Annotated in this window: 16 protein-coding genes; 8 read left to right on the plus strand and 8 right to left on the minus strand. The window is 40.7% G+C overall.

Features of this window, described 5'->3' with window-relative positions; translation table 11 throughout:
- Positions 1-100: 100 nt before the first annotated feature.
- From ABD985_RS06460 to ABD985_RS06475, 4 genes are all read right to left on the minus strand, one after another.
- Positions 101-2233: a 7TM diverse intracellular signaling domain-containing protein gene (locus tag ABD985_RS06460; protein ID WP_345370207.1), complete on the minus strand. Its 2133-nt coding sequence runs from the start codon at positions 2231-2233 to the stop codon at positions 101-103.
- A 26-nt stretch (positions 2234-2259) separates the two neighbouring features.
- Entirely contained in the window at positions 2260-5304 is a 3045-nt protein-coding gene (locus ABD985_RS06465) for an NAD(P)-binding protein (RefSeq protein WP_345370209.1), read from the minus strand.
- Between the two features lie 231 nt (positions 5305-5535).
- A complete protein-coding gene (locus ABD985_RS06470; RefSeq protein WP_345370211.1) occupies positions 5536-7737 on the minus strand; it encodes an FAD-dependent oxidoreductase in 2202 nt (733 codons plus the stop codon).
- Complete coding sequence (locus ABD985_RS06475) at positions 7730-8584, minus strand: hypothetical protein (protein ID WP_345370213.1); 855 nt, start codon at positions 8582-8584, stop codon at positions 7730-7732. The genes ABD985_RS06470 and ABD985_RS06475 overlap by 8 nt, the downstream gene beginning before the upstream one ends.
- A gap of 334 nt (positions 8585-8918) precedes the next feature.
- Here ABD985_RS06475 and ABD985_RS06480 point away from each other — a divergent pair, with 334 nt between their 5' ends.
- Both ABD985_RS06480 and ABD985_RS06485 read left to right on the plus strand, forming a co-directional pair.
- On the plus strand, positions 8919-9470 hold the full coding sequence (locus ABD985_RS06480; protein ID WP_345370215.1) for a YceI family protein: 552 nt from the start codon (positions 8919-8921) through the stop codon (positions 9468-9470).
- Positions 9471-9568: 98 nt separating this feature from the next.
- Positions 9569-10858, plus strand: a complete 1290-nt coding sequence (locus ABD985_RS06485) for a hypothetical protein (protein ID WP_345370216.1) — start codon at positions 9569-9571, stop codon at positions 10856-10858.
- 79 nt (positions 10859-10937) lie between these two features.
- On the opposite strand, the gene ABD985_RS06490 is transcribed toward ABD985_RS06485, so the two are convergent.
- Together ABD985_RS06490 and ABD985_RS06495 are read right to left on the minus strand one after the other, a co-directional pair.
- Complete coding sequence (locus ABD985_RS06490) at positions 10938-11705, minus strand: sporulation protein (RefSeq protein WP_345370218.1); 768 nt, start codon at positions 11703-11705, stop codon at positions 10938-10940.
- 530 nt (positions 11706-12235) lie between these two features.
- Entirely contained in the window at positions 12236-12772 is a 537-nt protein-coding gene (locus ABD985_RS06495) for a DinB family protein (protein ID WP_345370220.1), read from the minus strand.
- A 186-nt stretch (positions 12773-12958) separates the two neighbouring features.
- Here ABD985_RS06495 and ABD985_RS06500 point away from each other — a divergent pair, with 186 nt between their 5' ends.
- The 5 genes from ABD985_RS06500 (at position 12959) to trxA (ending at position 15545) form a co-directional block, all read left to right on the plus strand.
- Positions 12959-13219 carry a DUF6952 family protein gene (locus tag ABD985_RS06500; RefSeq protein WP_345370221.1) on the plus strand — a complete coding sequence of 87 codons (261 nt, stop codon included), beginning with the start codon at positions 12959-12961 and terminating at the stop codon, positions 13217-13219.
- 223 nt (positions 13220-13442) lie between these two features.
- The gene (locus tag ABD985_RS06505; protein WP_345370222.1) at positions 13443-14261 is read left to right on the plus strand and encodes a YfaP family protein; all 819 of its coding nucleotides are present in this window, start codon (positions 13443-13445) and stop codon (positions 14259-14261) included.
- Between the two features lie 43 nt (positions 14262-14304).
- Complete coding sequence (locus tag ABD985_RS06510) at positions 14305-14757, plus strand: DUF1569 domain-containing protein (RefSeq protein WP_345370223.1); 453 nt, start codon at positions 14305-14307, stop codon at positions 14755-14757.
- Positions 14754-15215, plus strand: coding sequence for a 3-oxoacyl-ACP synthase (locus ABD985_RS06515; RefSeq protein WP_345370224.1), 462 nt, complete (start codon positions 14754-14756; stop codon positions 15213-15215). The genes ABD985_RS06510 and ABD985_RS06515 overlap by 4 nt, the downstream gene beginning before the upstream one ends.
- Positions 15216-15242: 27 nt before the next feature.
- Positions 15243-15545 (plus strand): thioredoxin, encoded by a 303-nt coding sequence (gene trxA / locus ABD985_RS06520; RefSeq protein WP_345370226.1) that lies wholly within the window; start codon positions 15243-15245, stop codon positions 15543-15545.
- Positions 15546-15740: 195 nt separating this feature from the next.
- Here trxA and ABD985_RS06525 read toward each other — a convergent pair whose 3' ends face one another.
- Together ABD985_RS06525 and eat are read right to left on the minus strand one after the other, a co-directional pair.
- On the minus strand, positions 15741-16778 hold the full coding sequence (locus ABD985_RS06525; RefSeq protein WP_345370228.1) for an alcohol dehydrogenase catalytic domain-containing protein: 1038 nt from the start codon (positions 16776-16778) through the stop codon (positions 15741-15743).
- A 29-nt stretch (positions 16779-16807) separates the two neighbouring features.
- Positions 16808-18157, minus strand: a complete 1350-nt coding sequence (gene eat / locus ABD985_RS06530) for an ethanolamine permease (RefSeq protein WP_345370230.1) — start codon at positions 18155-18157, stop codon at positions 16808-16810.
- Positions 18158-18418: 261 nt separating this feature from the next.
- Here eat and ABD985_RS06535 point away from each other — a divergent pair, with 261 nt between their 5' ends.
- Positions 18419-19045: a 2OG-Fe(II) oxygenase gene (locus tag ABD985_RS06535; RefSeq protein ID WP_345370232.1), complete on the plus strand. Its 627-nt coding sequence runs from the start codon at positions 18419-18421 to the stop codon at positions 19043-19045.
- The last annotated feature ends 229 nt before the right edge of the window (positions 19046-19274 follow it).

Below are 19274 nucleotides of genomic sequence, written 5' to 3' on the forward strand. Positions count from 1 at the left end.
GAAGTCTGTTTTCAAGCCAGCAAAGATACAATTATATGCGATGACCGATAGTGAGAGTTATTACTCCAATCATTGATGAAAATCATCGATACCCACGATATTACACTTCAAACCCTATCACCAAGATATCATCCACCTGCTTCTCTTCTTTTTCACTACCCACTCCTCTCCATTCATTCAAAATATGGATTAATTGCTCTTTTTGTGCTTTCATATCCATCGTGTTATAAGCCGTAGACTGCAAGACTTCCCGGAAGCGCTTGGACATAAACTTCTTCTGATATGCCCCTCCTGATTGGTCCTGATAACCATCGGAGAATATGTAGAACTTCTTTCCCGTAGTTTTAAATATATGTGTTTCAAAAGTAGGATTCCCTTCTCGTAGATTTCCCCCTACAGAGTAAATACTTCCTTTCACACGGACTAATTCATCTCCCTCCAAGTAAACCAATGGGTTTTTGGCTCCTGCATAAGATAGTAAACGCTGCTGAGGATCAATCACACAAAGGGCCATATCCATACCATCCATATTATTGGTATCGGTTTGTCGGAGTACCTCTTTAATTCTTTTATTCACCTCCTGTATAATTTCTCCAGGATTATTGGTTACCTCAGACGTTACCACCTCATTCAATAATTCACTTCCCAGCATAGACAAAAAACCTCCAGGCACCCCATGTCCCGTACAATCCACGGCTGCCAAAAAGAATAATCCATTCCTTTGCTTAAACCAATAGAAGTCACCACTGACCACATCTTTTGGTTCATAATAAATAAAGCAATCACTCAACACCTTCTCCATTTGTGCAATATCCGGTAAAATGGCATTCTGTATTCTCCGGGCATACTTAATACTGGACTGAATATTATGATGTGCCTCCTCCAACATATTGGACTGGGATTTTACCGTATCAATTGTGGTGTATAGTTCCTCTGTCAAGGTCTTGAGCTCTTCATTGGATTGGCTCAACTCTTGTGTTCTTTCTGCCACCTTATACTCCAGTACCGTATTTTGCTCACGCACCATCTTTTCATTTACCCTTGCTGCTTCCAGAGCTACCTTCTGAGCCTGCTCCTTCTCTTTCTTCAAGGAATTCAGCTTATCTCCCAAGGCAAAAGACAAAAATAATACCTCCAGAGCAGATCCTACCTGCATAGGATTCAAGTAAGTACTCACCTCCAGTACATTTACACTTTCCAGGATACCGAACACCAGTCCTACCACCAAACAGCCCCATGCCGATAAGTAATACTTGGCTGGTTTATACCCCTTGGCCAGTGATACAGAGCCCGTGACAATCAACAATATCCCTAAGGTCAATAACCCTACTTGTGATAACATTAGGGCCAGTACTTTGTAATCTGCCAGAATACATCCGATGATCAAGACTCCCCAGGCAATATATAGGTAGTTCAGGTAGAGCAATACTTTGGGTAATACACTCTTCTTTACAAACCGAATGGTAAATGCTACTGCAAATATTTGTGTAAATGCTGAACTGATCACCACATATTCATTGAGTATAGGTACCTCCGGCCATAGATATTCAAACATATACCCAAACACGGCTCCCATGAAGACCGTAATACTCAATACATAAGCAACATAGATCAGATAAATACTATCCCTTGTCGTCAACCATATAAAGAAATTATACAAGAAAATAAGGATCATAAATCCAAAATAGATCCCCTGAACAAAATCAAGATCATGCTCAAAAGCGATAAAGTCATGCAGGGTTCCTGTCCGCAAAGGAAAGAATAACGGCTGTACCGTACTCACTTTCAAAAATACCTCTGTATCCGGACGGTCAGATAAACGGAAAATAAAATCCCCCACCGCAATCTCCCGCTGACTTGCAGGATAGGCATCTCCTGTGATAAATTCCTTCACGATTTCTTTTTGAGGAGTTACCTCATAGATCATCACAGTATCCAAAAAGGCACTCCCTACACCTAAGTGATCATGAAAAGGATTCAAGTACTTTCGATCGAAGCGTACCCAATAGGCTGAGTTCGTTGCCTGAAAGTTAGGCACCTCCTGATCGTAGGCTACAAAATCGTTGTCATAGCGTCCCTTCAGCAAGTCATCTATGGTAATCGTATGGCTTGGGTCTTCTAAAACATGCACCTTTTTTCCAATAGACGTCAACGGATTGCCTGCATTACCCCACGTCAAACTCCCAAGGAAAAGCAACACGATACTGATGATCATCTGTAAAATCCTTTTCATAAATATCTTCTCCAAGATCAATCGTATTAATTAAACTGAATACCCAATACTGGCGCCAACTCCTCCTCTTCGCAAGCCATATGCTGCTCCAGAATCTTATGGGCAGCTTGTAGGCCAGAGATCACCGTTCCTTCCATATATCCTACATTCATTCCAAAGTCAATCCAGTCTCCGGCAAAGTATAGGTTATCATAAGAAGTCGCATCCGTTTTCAGGCGGTACTTGTCTGTACCGGGCTGTGCCAAAACGTACTGCATCGATGGATCAATATTCACGACAAAATGCTGCTGATTAAATCGCTCCATAGGAGACAGGTCCATATCCTTATCACAAAGCAAGTTATAATCAAACTCTTGTCCATGTGCTCCTTGCTGTACCGCCTTTGGCCAAAACCACCCCATATACTCATTCATCCATTGATAGGTATTCGCTTTTAGCTTGTCCAGCTCCTGCTGTGGGTAGTTGGTTTCAGAAGGCGCTGGTTGAGGCGTTTGTACTGGCCATGTTCCGCACCAATAACTGATTTGTTTCGGTTGATTCTGTTTACCCCATGCCTCATAAGGCTCTACAAATGTCATAGAGGTCCATGAATACAGTAAATCTTCATAGATAACTGTATTGGCATAGGCCTCCTCACTCATCCCCCACTCTCCAAGGTCCATACCTAGATCCTCAATATTTTCTTTCAGCCAGAACTGTACATTCAATGTAGGGGTAGTCTTTACATTGTCGACCATATCCTTCCAGGCAGGCTTATGTTGTATAATGTCTTTACAGGTTTGCTTTAGGGGATTAATGGAGGTAGCCAGAATGGCAATATCAAAATCCTTCCCTTTCTGCAAACTGTTAGACGCTACATTTTCCCAACCTGACCAATTCGATTCCAGATCGATATTTTCTTCTTGCAAGACTTTTGCCTGCTCTGGATTCAATTGTGTATAGTCTAGTGTTGCTCTCCATTGCCACACGCCATTTTGCTGCACAATAGGGGCATAGTGGGTTTGTCCTTCCTTTAGATCGACTTGTCGGTCCATGATGATTTGCTCAATCTCACTACCTTCCGTATAGCTTACCTCTGACAGTTTATGGAAAAACTCAAATGATACTCCCCTATCTTTCAAGGCCATATAAAGTGGTGCCGTAAAAGAGCCTCCTGTGCCACCCTTCAGATTCCATACAAAGCTGCCTTTATAGCTTGGGATCATCAACATCATACGCACGGCAACATCTGCCGCTACAGTACCGGGCTGCCCATTGAATTGGTTAGCGAAAGTTCCCTTGTACAAGAAACGTACGATGGCCGAGTTACACACTTCTTCTGAAGCCCCATTCATTTTCAGCCATTCGATAAAATCATACCCATTAATATTACCCCACTCATAAGTATCTTTTTCCGCATTATATACCTGACTATACACTCCCTTCACACAGGCCAACCCCAGTTGTACGATTTCTGCAATACGGCGAATACTATTGTGCTTTTCCAAAAAGTCTGCTGTCGTACGCTTAAACAGCTCCTTCATAAAGGAATCGGACTTGGTCACAATCTGCTGAGTAGATAACTTTCTATCCTCCTTATACGAAAGTGCCAATACATCCTCCAGTAGATCTTCCAGTACATTAAACTCCACATCCAGGTAGTCTTCTGCCCGATCCACAGCCATCTCCGTTAAATATGACAAGCCACTTTTCTTCTTTTTCCCTTTCAGGGGATGGTCAAAGAATGTATCCTGTAGCCACTCATTCAAGAAGCCGACATCTCCATCCTCATCTTCCTGATAAGGCGAGCCGATCAACATTTGTAACCCTAATGCGGTAAATTCCTTTAGTAACAAAGCTACGCTTACTGGCTCACCAGTCCCTGGCTCTAGGTTATTGGTAGGCAAAACCATTGGCCAGTTCATCCAATTGCCTTCTTTATCCTGCTCAACCATCAACGTCACCGGATTTTGAACAAAGGCATCTTTCCAGGTTTGAAAGGCTCCTTCAGGGTTCAGTCCCTGTTCACCAATATGGTGATACACCTCCTTAACCATTCTAAAGGCATTCTCATACCACCCCTGAAACATATGAATTCCCCTTTCCTCAATACGTCCTTCCATCCCTACACCTGTCGTTGCTTTCCCTCCACATCGCCATCCCATCTGGTAAATAGTAATGTCATATTTTTCTTTCCAGTTCGCTTGATTGCTCAGCTCCCAAGCCGTTGTCATCCCTGCAATTCCTCCACCAATAATCGCAATTTTCTTCTTGTTAGTTTTTTGGTTCACCATAGGGTATATACACTTATTATTTTTAACAAAAGTCGTTAGTTCAGGGATCTGTAATAAGACTGCCGTATCGGCAAACAACTCATCTAATTGAGAAGAGATCAACACCTCATCCAGGAAGTCCTCCATAAACATCTCTATGCTACGCCCCTTATGTTCTACATGAATAATATCCTTTTTACTTAGGGGATAATGAGTAGGATAAAGGTCTTGTAACCCTACCAAAATATCTACCGAAGGAAGCTTAGGGTTCGCTAGCCACTCTCCCACTTTCCAAAAACCCTCCGCTTTACCGTCTACCATTTCCTGTGCGTAAAGCACCCGCATCAACACCTCATTAATAAAATACTGCTCGTAAGGGTTCTCCTGTGTTGCCAGCTCCACGTATTTTATATACCCCATAACGATACTCGTATTATGTGCCATATACCATGTTTGGGAGGAAGGAGTGTGTAGATAATCTAACCAGCGCTGTACGGGTAAAGCCACCCCATCTATTTCTTCCTTGGACTCAAAAATATTCTTAGCCAGTTCAGCATAGTATATAAAATCAAGATTGACCGCAGACCACCAGGGGCTACCTCCCACAGGATTCAACACCCCTCTCTTGATCTCCCATTCCAGAAAGTCCAGTTCTGATTCTCCAAATCCATACTTCGTCCACCGACCAAACCCATACTTTTCGTAAAAAGCTTGTCGGGAGCGTAAACGGGCATCGGGGTTATCTTTAAGGGTATTGATGTAAGCAGTTGTTTGGTTCTCCATGGCATGAAGAGCCTCAGTCAATTTACAGGAAGGCATATTGTCAATTAGGTTATGGTAATCAGGTTTGGGTTAAGAGCACTACAGTAGGTTATCAATCAGGTTAATCTCTTAATGAATGTAAATACAATCTGTGGATTAAACAAAAAAGTTACTCAAAAACACCTTATAACCTACTGATTAACAATTAAGAGTACGTCTTTAAAACGAAAAAATGCATCTCCATCAGGAAATGCATTTCAATAGTAAGAGCTTGTTCGGAAAGAAATCCTAAACTTCCTGCATTATATTAATCCCTTCTTCTATTTCTTCCGTAAAATGCTGATTCAATATACATTGCGCGGCCTGAAGCCCTGCAATAACCGTTCCTTCCATATACCCTACATTCAGTCCGAAATTAATCCAATCCCCTGAGAAGTATAGGTTAGCATATCCCGTTTCATCTGCCTTTAAGCGATACTTATTTGTCCCCGGTCGAGCAATCACATACTCCATGTTAGGGTCAACATTTACCTGAAAGAATTGCTGTTCAAATTTTTCTTCCCCTGATAAATCAGATGGTACCGTTTGTAACTTTTGAAAATCAAATTCCTTATTTCCTTTCTTCATGGCATTAGGCCAAAACCACCCCATATGCTGATCCATCCATTGCTTGGTTTCTTTTTTAAGTAGCTTCAACTGTCGCTCTGGAAAATCCTTATCAAAAGGCCCTGGTACTTTTTCGGTCGGATTCCAGGTTCCACACCAATAACTCACTTGCTGAGGGCGACTTTCTTCAGGCCAACATTCATAAGGCTCTACAAAAGTCATCGAAGTCCAGGAATATAATTGATTTTCGTAAATCACTGTATTGGCATAAGCCTTTTTGTCCATTCCCCATCGTTGTAAGTCCATTCCTAAACCTTGGATGTTATCCTGCATCCAAAATTGTACATTAAGCGTAGGAGTAGTACCAATATGATTAACCATATTCTTCCAAGACTGACGATGTTCTATAATCTCCGGGCAAGTATACTTTAGAGGTTTTACCGATGTCGCTAATACAGCAATATCAAAGTCATGGCCTTCTTTTAGTAGCAATTCCTCTCCTTCATTCCATTCGGCCCAATGTGATTCAAGATTAATCTCTCTCTCTTTTAATAAATGGGCTTGTAGGGGATCTAATTGATCGTAGTCAGGTTGGTTAGTCCACTGAAATACGCCTTTTTGTTTGACTATAGGATTATAAGTATCCAAACCCTCTCTTAAACTCACCTGTTGATCTACTATAATTTCTTTAATAGCATGTCCGTCTGAATACTTTACCTCTTTCAGTTTATGGAAAAACTCAAATCGTACTCCTTTGTGTTTCAATGCCACAAAAAGTGGTGCAATAAATGAGCCTCCAGTACCCCCTTTCAAGTTCCATACAAACGACCCTTTATAACTTGGGATCATCAACATCATACGAATCGCAATATCTGCTGCCACTTTTCCTGTCTCTCCATGGTAGCTATTTCCAAAGGTACCCTTATAAAGAAACTCAACAACCACCGAACGAATCGTATGCTCTGTCGCTCCATGTGCTCTCAACCAATCCCTAAAATCGAGGTGATTAATTTTTTCCCATTCGTAATCTCCTGTTTTGGAGTCATAGACATCTGTATATACTCCCTTTACACAGGTCATCAATAATCTTAATGTTTGAAGTACCCTTCGAAAAGTCTCATTTTTCTTTTCCAAGAAACGAAAAACAGGAGATGAGCACTTTGAGAGTAACTTTTCAATGGAAGAAAGTAAACTGACTGTACTATCTTCTTTATTTTCTAATTTCAAAATTCGCTCTATTAAAGCATTTACTTTTTGATGAAAGTTTGTCGTTTTCTCTGCCAATGAGAGGAGAAAATTATCTTCCAACTTCTGCGAACTTCCTGCGCTTTTTAAAGCCTTTTTATAGAAAGTATAATATTGCCACTTGCTTAGGGTTTTCTCCCTTTGCTTAGGGTTCGTCTGATACGGAGAACCCAATAACACTTGTAGCCCCATCGCAACTACCTCCTTTAGCAAGACTCCAAAGGTTACTTGCTGATCTGTCCCTGGTTCCAGGTCATTACAGGGAAACACAAAAGGCCAATTCTTCCATTCCCCTTGATCATTCTCTTCCACCATCAAAGTGACAGGGTTCTTAATAAAAGCATCTTCCCAAGATTGAAATGCCCCGTCTTCATTTATTTTTTCTGCTTTACTATAGGCATAAACCTCCTTGACCAACTGAAATGCATGATCATACCATCCCTGAAAGATATGGACTCCTGTTTCTTCTATACGACCATTTTCTCCTATTGTGGTACCTGCTTTCCCCCCACATCTCCAACCCATTTGATAAATGGTGATATCATACTTTGATTCCCAATCAGGCTGTTCCGTTAATTTCCAGGCAGTACTCAACCCTGCGATACCTCCCCCAAAAATTGCTACTTTCTTTCTAGTCATTCTTCACAAAAATATTTGGATATAAAAAATGGTTTTCATCCGTTACAAACTGATATAACTCCGGAAGATTCATTCGCTCACTTGCTTGAATAAATAACTCCTTTAAATATCGTTGAATAAACAGTTCATCAATTACCTTTACGATACAAGTATGTAATACAAAATGAAGTTGTTTTTTTATCACTGTTAATAAATCTCCTGTATTCCCTCTTTCATATAGACAAGGGTAACAAGATGGATATAACGCCCTAACTTTAATAATCCACTTAATGCACGAATGTTCCGGATTTGCGATATACCATCCCAGCTTACCTAGCAAATCTCCTTTACGTTCAGCCAAAACTTGCGCACAAAGTAACCTTGCCAAAACCTTATTAATCAGTAGTTGTTCTTCTTTACTCTCTCGACGGGCCAAGTCTACATACTGCATATAGGAGTAAATAATACTTTTATTGTGTGCTTGATACCATGTTTCTACTGTGGGGTACCTCATATAGTGTAACCATGCCTTCACTGGTTCTAGCTCTATCCTGAAACTGTCAACTTTTCTTTCCTCAAAAAAAGTAGCTGCCAATTCTGAGAAATAAATCATATCCAAGTTTACCATCGACCACCATAAGCTTCCTCCCGTACAAGAAGGCGCTAACGCTCCCCTTTCAATAATCCATTCCATAAAATGAATTTCTGAATGTCCATACCCATACTCTACATTGGAGGTAAAGCCATATTTTTGGTAAAACCGTTTTCTTCTTTCTAAACGTAATTCTGGATTGTGAAAATAATTTTGAATTAAAGTCCCCATTACTTCCTTCTGGAAACAAGAACTCAAGCCAACAATGTTAGTCATATAATTCTGATAGTGACATTTGGGTAGCTACTTCTTAAAAAATGAGTAGTCTATCGTTGTTATAAAAAATAAGTTTGTTCGGTTATTATGATAATTCTAATTCCTATATCAAATATAGATAAATTATCAATGAAAAATAAGCGCTTATTTAACTCAAGTACATTACTATCAACCCCTCCGTGACATTCCTCACCAACTTATTCAAAAATATTTGATAACAATCATTCCGAAACCGTTCCCAAAGTCACCTTTTCTCCTTTCCGTTTACTATTTCTTTGTGATAACAAAAAGGCAAAACAACGCCAATTATTTACAGACCAAAAATGAGAAGCCAATGAGAAAGATTATCGGACAAATCATTCTCTACACCTTATTACTTTCTACGCTGCAGGTAATGGGGCAAGAAGAAATTAAGCGTATTGTTCTTGACAATCAAGAGATCAAGATACAGGGAACTTCTACGTTACATGACTGGGAAAGTGACTGTACACAATCTCAAATTACGATAGCCGCTGCATTTCAGGAAAATCGCTTTATACGATTCGACAAAATAGAAGTTAGCATCCCTGTAAAAGGCATTAAAAGTGGTAAAGGCCTGATGGACAAAAACACCTATGATGCGCTAAAGGCTGATCAGTACAGTGATATCACCTTTGTCTATACTAGCAGAACAGAACATGGCATACAAGGTACATTAACCATCGCAGGAATCTCTAAGCCTATTATTATAAAGGCGAAACAAGAAGGGAATGTATTCCAGGGGTCATATACTTTCAAAATGTCAGACTATGGGATCACACCACCTACCGTCATGATGGGAACCATCAAAACAGGAGACGAAATCAAGATTGTTTACAAGGTTACATTACCTGTAAACCAACTATAATCAATAACCAAAATAAACATTCAAAAACATTGCCCTCGTTTTTCATTATGAACCTAAGGGCGACCATCACAAAACTTTATATCTAAACATCTACTGATATGAAAACACTAAAACAATTTGTTCGCACACTACTTGTTGCTGGATTTGCTTTGACTGCAACCTCTACTTTTGCTCAAGACATCAAAAGCATGAGACCTGTAGGACAGGAAGGAGTCAATCAATTTGAAACTAAAAAGGCAGATTATAGCGATTTTGATGGGGTAAAAGTAAAAGTAGGAGGTGACTTCGCTTTGCAATTCCAAGGGTTGAACCACACGAATGAAGCTACACCAAATGTAAATGCTGATGGGTTTGATGCGAATGCATTGATGGAAATCCAGCCTTACTTCAACAACGCTACAGCCAACCTTAACGTAGACGTTCAGTTAGCTCCAGGGGTAAGAATGAACTTGGTGACTTATCTATCATCTCGTCACCACGTAGAGGCTTGGGTTAAAGGTGGATACATCCAATTTGATGCACTACCATTCCTAAACAGTGCTTTGATTGACAAGATCATGGAAGATGTTACCTTGAAAGTAGGTCATATGGAGATCAACTACGGGGATGCTCACTTCAGAAGAACTGACAACGGTGCAGCCATCTACAATCCATTCGTAGGAAACTACATCCTGGATGCGTTCACTACAGAAATTGGAGCTGAGGCTTACTATATGAAGAACAATATCATTGCCATGGTGGGTGTCACTGGTGGTGAGATCAAAGGTAGCGTAGCGAAAACAGAAGACAGACAACCTTCTATCTACGGTAAACTGGGCTATGATAACCAAATCAATGACGACTTAAGAATGCGCGTGACTACTTCCGTATACGCTAACACTGGCTTCAACAGAAACACCCTATACGGTGGTGATAGAACAGGTGCCAGATACTACAATGTAATGGTCAATGCACAAGGTGGTAGTGCTTTCACTACAGGTCGTTTCAACCCTCGCTTCAACAAAGTAACTTCTTGGGTAGTGAATCCATTTGTAAGCTATAAAGGCATTGAGTTCTTCGGTAACTACGAAGTAACTACTGGTCAAACCGACGCAGAAGCAACAGAAGGTAGCTACTCTCAAATCGGTGCAGACTTGATCTATCGCTTCGGAGCAAACGACAACTTCTACTGTGGCGCTCGTTACAACCAAGTAACCGGTAAAACAAATGAAACGGCGGATGAGGTTACACTAGATCGCTATCAGATCGGTGGTGGCTGGTTCCTAACCAACAACATCCTTGCGAAAGTGGAGTATGTCAACCAAAACTACAAAGGTTTCGCAGAGTCTAACATCTATCACAACGGTAACTTCAACGGAGTAATGTTGGAGGCAGTGATTAACTTCTAAACTTACCAATCACGTTAAAAAAAGGCCTGAGAAAATGATTTTCTCAAGCCTTTTTTTCATTTATAACAGTCTCTAATTATCACTTTTCAAGCCACTCTTTCAAAAGCCCCGTAAGCATCGAGCTGATCTCATCCGTTGAATAAGATTGTTGATAATTAAAAATCAGCTTTTTCCTATATTCATCTACATCCAATAACTCTGAGAATAAATCACTTCGCTCATCGATAGTTACCCACAAACACAAGTGATCATCTCTAAAATCAAAGATGAATTCTAATTCATCGAACTTTTTGCCCATTTGCGGAGTAATTGGTGTGAATTCCCACTCCTGAGCATGATCGAAACGACCAAGCTTCTGATTATAATTAGGTTCAAAATCAACTTGACGACTCACAAATCCTATCTGATTAAGCGCATGTATAATTTGCTGATGTAGTGGACACGGTCGAATCCACAAGTCATCATGATCAACAGGATCAACCGCCTGAACCACATCTGCTTCTGTATTAACCCAAATAGACAAAGATGGGCAAGTAATAAATGCATCTAGTGGTACTTCTAACTCAAAAGGAACACTTATTTCCTCCCTTTCCTGTATAACTCGTCCTTCCAGAATCGCAACATATGCAATCGTATTAATGGAATATCCATTGTCAACATCTTTTCTGGGGTAACGCTGTTTTAAGCAGACATTTACATTTCGTAATTCCTGCTCTACCATACCTCCTTTTAAATATACCGTTCCTGTTATTACTTCTCCTGCCTTGACTTCCTCCTGATCCAAAATAGTATCTACCTGAATACCACCAATACCAAGACTAGCCATGGTTCTCTTAATAAATGACATATATTGTTCTGTGTAAATTGAAAGACATTAGCACTTACTTCTTAAAAGGCCATAAGCAATCAAGTACTCTAATTATTACACGCAATTTCGTAAACTTACTACTAATCTCTACCTATCGGTTACCAAAAAAATCATAGTTGATTTACCTCGTAACTATTAGATAATTTAATTGTACAAAGATGAGTCATCCCATATTAACATTTAAGAGGTGGCTCATATTTTTTTTTCTTTAAAAAGTGCCTTTATATATCTAAAAATGGCCTTGAAGAATTGCCGTTAAAATTTTTAATCGTAAAAGCGTTAAGAAAATTCCATTGTTTGAGCGCAGCGAGTTTGGAATTTTTAGCTTTTGCGATTAAAAATTAGGCAAATTCTTCAAAGCCTTGATTTTTTTGCTTCGTTTTTTCATCAAGGAAAAAATGAAGAAGCTCATAAAGGGCTTGTGAGATAGCTGTAAAGGGGTGAATTCTCAGAAAGCTAAGCCATTTGTTAATATGGGATAATTCATGTCTGTTTTAACTTACAAACTGTTACCACCCAACGTAACGAGGTGGCTTCACCCCTTTCAATCGCAACATCAAGGTCAAACGACCTCTATGGTGTGTCACATGGTTACGCATCAGATGAAAAATGCCTTCTTTCGTCATATTTACATCTTTTGCAAAGAAGTCTACTTTAACTCCCATCTCTTTTTCTGGAGTATTGGCCCATAGGTCTCCAACGTAATTGAACCCTTCATCCAGGGCTGCAATAATCTCTTCCTTGGACATCTCTTCAAAGCGTTCGGGCAATGTAGCTATTGCACAGGTTTTTTCCCCTGTTACAAAGTATTGTAACTTGGTAAAGTTATTGACCATATGCTGCAACTCCTCTCTAAAAGACATGATATCCTCTGCAGGATGCTCATCATAATTTTCCATCGGCATGGCTTCAGCGACTGCAATCGTATACGCCTTGGTACGTTCCCATTTCTCCGCAAAAGACTGGTGAAACGCCGATGATTCTTGTGCTTGGCTATTGGATAATATCATCAATAAAAATGTGAAAAAAGTAATCGTTAATTTCATAAGAGGTGATTATAATTGGTAGAATAAAAATACAAAAGTAGTAACTTTAAAGGAGAAGCAAACCTTTTAGAGCTTATGTTTAATTAGTCCGCTCTATAGGAGGATAACTATTAATTATGGCAAATTGATTTGCGATACCCCATATTGCATAAAATTTTAATAGAAACACGGAAAATACAAATCACTATGAGGCTACCATTGATTAAACATATTCACGAGTTCATTCAAAATAACGATCAGGATTACGTATTAGAAGCAATTGAACTGATAGAGTTTATTGCCGAGAGCAGCAACGTCAAAGATGAAGAGTTAGATGTATTAGGGGAAATGCTTTCCAATATGGAAGGGGCCTTGGAAGTAAGAAAACTTATTCAAGAGGAAGGATTAAGTGAAAAAGAAGCCCTGAATGCATTTATGAAAAGGGTAGTCGGATCGATTGAAAAATAACCACTCCTCCTATCAGGTTATAAAACAACAACAAAGGGAAAGCACTAATTAGGGCTTTCCCTTTGTTGGTTTAAGACAACTTTGCCCATATTATTTTCGTTACATAAACTATTTGAATATTTTAGCTGATCATTTGTCACCGAGCGGTGTTCATTTGTCCTGAAATTGTGCCGGAACAAGCACACCATAATATCATTAAAACTAATACTAAAAAACCAAAGAGATGAGATCTACACTCCTGTCAATTTGTACTGGATTGCTTACTTGCTACGCTTTTATAAGTAATGCTCAAGAAATAAAATATAGTCCTTCAGAGGCTGCCATGAAAAAATCTGCTGGTGAAATGTCCGATGCGTGGGACGAACTGGATGGCATTATCACCCTTCGTTTTGAAGATGCTGCAGAAGGCACTCCTATCGAAGGAGCTCAGGTAAAAATTGCAGGGGTAGGAACATTTTCCACAGATGAAGAAGGTAAGGTACAGTTCCCTGCCGAAAAAGATGGTGAACCCATGGAAGACGAAACCCTTCCGGCCAAGTTCTCTGCACCTGGATACATTACAGCCAAGTTTATGGTAAGGGTGACCTATGGAACGATCTTCCAAAACCACTTCTCTATGTCAAAGGAACTACCCTTAGGACATATGCGTGTGGTACTGGATTGGGGGAATAAGCCTAACGATTTGGATGCCCACTTCATCAAGGAAGATGGCTATCATATCTCTTTCCAAGATACCCGCGTGGCAGAAGATGGCTCGGTAGTACTGGATAGGGACGCAAAAAATGGCAATGGGCCGGAGACCATCACTATTATGGATATAGACCCATCAGCAACATACTATTATTTTGTACATGACTTTTCTAATAAGTTCAAGAAAACAAGTGACGCCCTTTCCAAGTCAAGAGGAACCGTTCGCGTTTTCAATGAAAATCAGTTATTGCAAACCCTGGAGGTCCCTACCGGACAAATTGGGAATACCTGGGTATTATTTAGAATTGTGGATGGAGAGATTGTGTGGGCCAACCAACTCATGAATAACTAAAAAACATAAGGGCGTCCATTCTGGACGCCCTTATTACTACTATATGCAAACTCAACTTGATCAAATCGAAGCTGCTATCCCTTATGGGGATCACTCAAATGTAGAAGTATCCAAAGCTTCCGTGGCCTGGCATCTGGACCACATGTTGAAGACTATCAATAAGATTGTGATGGCTTTAGAAAAATCCGACCCCAACAACTTTAAGTCATCGTTTAATTTTATGCGTTCGGTCATATTGACGATAGGTAAGATCCCAAGAGGAAAAGCCAAAGCTCCCAAAGTCGTTCATCCTCCTGAAAACATCCTCACTGAAGACCTTTACAAACAGCTCCAAATCGCAAGAGAAAAGGTCGCTCAAATTGAGCAACTCGACAAAAACCAACATTTCGAACATCCTTTTTTTGGAATGCTAAACAGAAAGAATACCAAAAAATTTATCGAAATTCACACCAAACATCATTTGGCCATTGTCCACGACATTTTAAAGAAGGAATGATTCTAAACATTGAACTGAAACAGGCATGTCACAAAACTTGTGAAACCCTGATAGCGGAACGTATCAGCACTGCGCGTTCGTCCATGGAAGAGGCTCAAAAGGCCGCCAACGAAGAAGTGAAAAGTAGTGCCGGAGATAAATACGAAACCGGAAGGGCTATGCTACAAATCGAACGAGATAAGCACGCCCTCCAACTATCAGAAGCGCTACAGCTTAAAGCCATCTTGGATCAGCTCAACCCCAAGCAAACACAAACGACTGTGACGACAGGCACATTGGTTTCCTGTAGCATGGGGTATTTTTACATCAGTGTCAGTGCCGGAAAAATGCAAGTAATGGGTAAAACCATTTTCGCCATTTCCATTGCTTCTCCCTTAGGGCAAGCCTTAAAAGGAAAAGAAGCCGGGGATCAATTTTCCTTCAATGGGAAAACTATTCAGGTGACTGACGTGTTGTAATGTGGTTCAGATAAAAAAAATTAAGCTATGGCAAAATTCACACAACTTATCAATAAATCAGACGCACCCGTTTTAGTAGACTTTTATGCAGACTGGTGCCAGCCCTGCCACGCATTGGCGCCCATCATTCGCGATGTTTCAAAAGAGTATGGAGAGAAACTAAAGGTCGTCAAAGTCAATATCGACAAGAATCAACAAGCGGCACTCAAATATCAGGTGCGTAGTATTCCTACCCTAATACTTTTTCATAAAGGAAAGCTCCTTTGGAGAGCTGCCGGGGTGCAAGGCAAGCAGCAACTGATGCAGGTGATTGATCGTCATGTTCAATAATATTTCCATAGGGTCGTGTCAATACCGTCAATTTGAGGAATAATACATGTAGAAAGAGTAGTGCAAATCCGCTGCAGGTCGTAGCGTGGACGCTACGACCAGTTTCTAGGGGCAAGCAGCAATTGATGCAGGTGATTGACCGACATGTTCAATAATATTTCTGTGTGGCCGTGCCGGTGGCACGGCCCTACGGTCCTAATTAAATTTCAGCAACAACTTCGCATTTGACATATCCTCTACATAAAGGCGTAATGCATCCGTAGCATCCTCTATGGTTGCCTCTTGTCCAAATTGCATGCTAATCGTCCCTTTTTCCAATAGCTTTTTGACCATGGACATCTTTCGCATAATACGCAGCATACTTTGTTGGTCTAACCAGTTTTTCAGGTGAAAGCCTTCGATTGTTTTATCCTGATATAACAGCTCCATAGGATCAAATCCACTCACCGCTTCTCCTGACAAATCACCATATACGACCCACCTTGCTTTAGCAGGCAATAGATTGAGCATGGCTCCCGCCAAAGTTCCTCCTACAGCATCAAGCCCTACCGTAGCATTAAGATCAGAGGAAAGTTTACGTAAATCTTTTTCAAAGTTTTCATCACTGGAATTGAGTACATATTGGTTTCCTTCTGCTTTGAGTTGGGCCACTTGCGCCTCTTTTCGAACAACCTGTATCACCTCAATTCCTTTCTTGGCAGCAAAGTAAGTAACCAATTTACCCACTTGCCCCATGGCGGCATTTTGCACGATGGCTTTTGCTTTTGTCTTAACGGCAATATCGATCAGACCAATCGCTGTTAATGGATTGAGCATCAAATTGGCGGCTTGAGCTGTTTCTATCTTATTAGACACCGGCAAGCACATCATATAATCTGTTACAAAATACTCCGCCCAGGTTCCATCTTCGTTTGCTGCTTGTGTACCACATACTACCCGTTTCCCTTTCAACCATTTGGTCAGGGGGCTTTTTCCTGTCGCCACGACTGTGCCTACACCTACCCATCCCGGTACCATCGGCAAAGCTTTCTTCACCCCATAACTTCCGGTAAGCGTCAGTAAATCGGAAGGATTGCAGGCTGCACCTTCCATCTTGATCAAAACCTGCTTGGACTGTAATTTAGGGGTTGATTTCTCCACTACCTGTAATTGACTTACAGCCTCTTTCAAATCCGTAATGTGTATGCCTAGTGAAAGCGCTCTGTATGTTGAAGGGATTGTCATTTTGCTCATAGTTATCGATTATAAAAATTCGGCAAAATTTAGTCAATGTTTTCCACCTTTCCCACTTCTATTGGCCTATGTTCTTGCTTTCTAATTCCAAAATAAAAATAGAGATAACTCCCTCCCATAATTAACAAAAATATCCCGGCAAGAGATAGGTTATAATAGGTCATCGACAATAAGGCGATGGTTGCGATGCCCAACGCCAACATGGGAAATATAGGAAAGAAAGGAACGCGATAAGGACGTGCCATCTCTGGTGCTTTCTTTCGCAAAGACAGTAAAGATAGCATAGAAACAATATACAGCGTCAATGCTCCAAAGCAGGCAATCGTGATAATCTCTCCGGTCTTTCCGGTCAGCAAAGCGATAATCCCCAACCCCATATTGATCCAAAGGGCATTGGATGGTGTCTGAAAACGCTGATGGGCTCGCCCCAGGAAACGAGGGACATACCCTACTCTCCCAAACTCAAAAGTTGCTCGTCCCGCAGCCAAAATAATTCCATGAAAAGAGGCCACCAAGCCTAATAGGCCTATTCCTACTAATAATTTATAGAGCACATGACTCTCAGCCACTACTACCCCTAAAGCTAGTGGCAACGGGGAATCTGATGGTTCTATACTTCCTTCAGGATATACCACGGTCTCCCATCCTCCTACGCCCACTGCCGTATAGAATGTCAATAAACACAAAAGCACCAAGGTCACAATGGCAGAACCAAACCCCAGCAATATACTCCGGTTCGGGTTCTTGGTTTCTTCCGCTACATTTGCTATCCCTTCAATCGCCAGAAAAAACCAGATGGCAAACGGAATCGCTGCTAACGCTCCGGTATATCCATTCGGTAAAGCGTTCCGGGTAAGATTGGCTACTTCTACGTGGGGCAGCGCCACCCCTGCAAAGATCAATAATTCAATCACAGCCAATACCGTAATCACGAGTTCAAAAGAAGCTGCCAAATAGACCCCCAGCACATTGATCAAGGTAAATAATAAATAAGCTCCTATAGAGAATGTTAGCATAGGAATCTCCGGATAAAGCAAATGCATATAGGCCCCTATGGCCGCTGCAATCGCAGGAGGCGCAAAGATAAACTCTATATTCTGTGCCATGCCCGCCACAAAACCCAGGTCTTTCCCCAATCCCTTGTGCGCATACACAAAAGCACCACCCGCTTTGGGCATCGCACAGGCCAGTTCGGTATAAGAAAATGTAAAAGTGATGTACATGATGATCACAAAGAATGTAGCGATGGCTAAGCCATGGGTTCCTCCTTCGGCCAAGCCTAGATTCCATCCAAAGTACATTCCTGAGATGACGTAGCCTACGCCAAGACCCCAAAGCATCAGGGGAGTGAGGGTTTTCTTTAATGCAGTGTTGCTCATTGTTTAGTTATGAGTTATGAGTTATGAGTTATGAGTTATGAGTGGTTGGGCTATCAAAATATAAATATTTTAATCATCATTTGAAAAAATAGTATACATTTGCGGGCTACAAAAAATGAAAGGAGATACCAAACTGTTTATCAATACAGTACACTCGCTCTTTCACTCCTGAATAAGGGTAGTAAAACACTTGACCAAACGGGTCATTTTAATATTTATAGGATTATTTGTTTTACGCTATTTTACTTGCCATTACGGTACATGAGCTTAAGCACTTTTACGGTTCATGAAGAAGCCCTTTTTGAAGAGCTAATTCAGGGTATGGTATCACAAAAATTTGGCGTTTGTGATACGTTTTTGGATCCTTCACTAACAGAAGGATTAAGAAACAATCTACTTTCCTATCTGGGAGATGGGAAAATGAAGCCAGCGGGCATCGGACAGAATTTTGATTACCAAAAGAATGCAGAGGTCCGCGGAGATGTGATCAAATGGATTGAGAACGACAGTAATGATCCTTTTGAGCGACAGTTCCTTGATAAGGTAGAACGCTTTATTCAATACTTGAACAGCACCTGTTATACCTCTATCAATGCTTATGAGTTCCACTATGCTTACTACGAGCAAGGGAGCTTTTACCAACGTCACCTTGACCAGTTCAAGAGCGATAAGGGGCGCAAGTTTTCATTGGTCACTTATTTGAACGAAGACTGGCAACCTGAAAACGGAGGTAAATTGAGTCTTTACCTGGAGGGAGAAAAAGAAATTGAAGTCTACCCTATTGGGGGACGTTCAGCTTGTTTCAAGGCCGATGAACTAGAGCACGAGGTTCACGTATCTCCGGATCGCTATCGACTAAGTATTGCAGGGTGGTTGAAAAACAGTTAACAGTGAGCAGTTATCAGTGGCGTTTATCACGGTTAATTGTCTATGAGTAAAAAACCTACTAAACTGCTTCTAGAGTGGGTTAATTTTCAATGATCAATTTTCAATTTTTAATTAAAATGAATTACCCCAAAAGGCTACTGAACTAGTTCTAGGGTGTATTAATTATTGGGTAGTGTCATGAATTAACTGAACTAGATATTTGTTGTTAGTGAAACAACCCTTTTGAATA

The organism is Algivirga pacifica (assembly GCF_039543525.1).
GTDB lineage: Bacteria > Bacteroidota > Bacteroidia > Cytophagales > Flammeovirgaceae > Algivirga > Algivirga pacifica.

Excerpts from the sequence above, each read along its gene's own strand:
- ABD985_RS06510 (WP_345370223.1), top strand. The coding sequence starts at position 14,305 with ATGCAAACTCAACTTGATCAAATCGAAGCTGCTATCCCTTATGGGGAT.
- ABD985_RS06535 (WP_345370232.1), top strand. The coding sequence starts at position 18,419 with ATGAGCTTAAGCACTTTTACGGTTCATGAAGAAGCCCTTTTTGAAGAG.
- ABD985_RS06515 (WP_345370224.1), top strand. The coding sequence starts at position 14,754 with ATGATTCTAAACATTGAACTGAAACAGGCATGTCACAAAACTTGTGAA.
- ABD985_RS06465 (WP_345370209.1), bottom strand. The coding sequence starts at position 5,304 with ATGCCTTCCTGTAAATTGACTGAGGCTCTTCATGCCATGGAGAACCAA.
- ABD985_RS06475 (WP_345370213.1), bottom strand. The coding sequence starts at position 8,584 with ATGACTAACATTGTTGGCTTGAGTTCTTGTTTCCAGAAGGAAGTAATG.
- ABD985_RS06490 (WP_345370218.1), bottom strand. The coding sequence starts at position 11,705 with ATGTCATTTATTAAGAGAACCATGGCTAGTCTTGGTATTGGTGGTATT.
- ABD985_RS06525 (WP_345370228.1), bottom strand. The coding sequence starts at position 16,778 with ATGAGCAAAATGACAATCCCTTCAACATACAGAGCGCTTTCACTAGGC.
- trxA (WP_345370226.1), top strand. The coding sequence starts at position 15,243 with ATGGCAAAATTCACACAACTTATCAATAAATCAGACGCACCCGTTTTA.
- ABD985_RS06485 (WP_345370216.1), top strand. The coding sequence starts at position 9,569 with ATGAAAACACTAAAACAATTTGTTCGCACACTACTTGTTGCTGGATTT.
- ABD985_RS06460 (WP_345370207.1), bottom strand. The coding sequence starts at position 2,233 with ATGAAAAGGATTTTACAGATGATCATCAGTATCGTGTTGCTTTTCCTT.
- ABD985_RS06470 (WP_345370211.1), bottom strand. The coding sequence starts at position 7,737 with ATGACTAGAAAGAAAGTAGCAATTTTTGGGGGAGGTATCGCAGGGTTG.
- ABD985_RS06505 (WP_345370222.1), top strand. The coding sequence starts at position 13,443 with ATGAGATCTACACTCCTGTCAATTTGTACTGGATTGCTTACTTGCTAC.
- ABD985_RS06480 (WP_345370215.1), top strand. The coding sequence starts at position 8,919 with ATGAGAAAGATTATCGGACAAATCATTCTCTACACCTTATTACTTTCT.
- ABD985_RS06495 (WP_345370220.1), bottom strand. The coding sequence starts at position 12,772 with ATGAAATTAACGATTACTTTTTTCACATTTTTATTGATGATATTATCC.
- eat (WP_345370230.1), bottom strand. The coding sequence starts at position 18,157 with ATGAGCAACACTGCATTAAAGAAAACCCTCACTCCCCTGATGCTTTGG.
- ABD985_RS06500 (WP_345370221.1), top strand. The coding sequence starts at position 12,959 with ATGAGGCTACCATTGATTAAACATATTCACGAGTTCATTCAAAATAAC.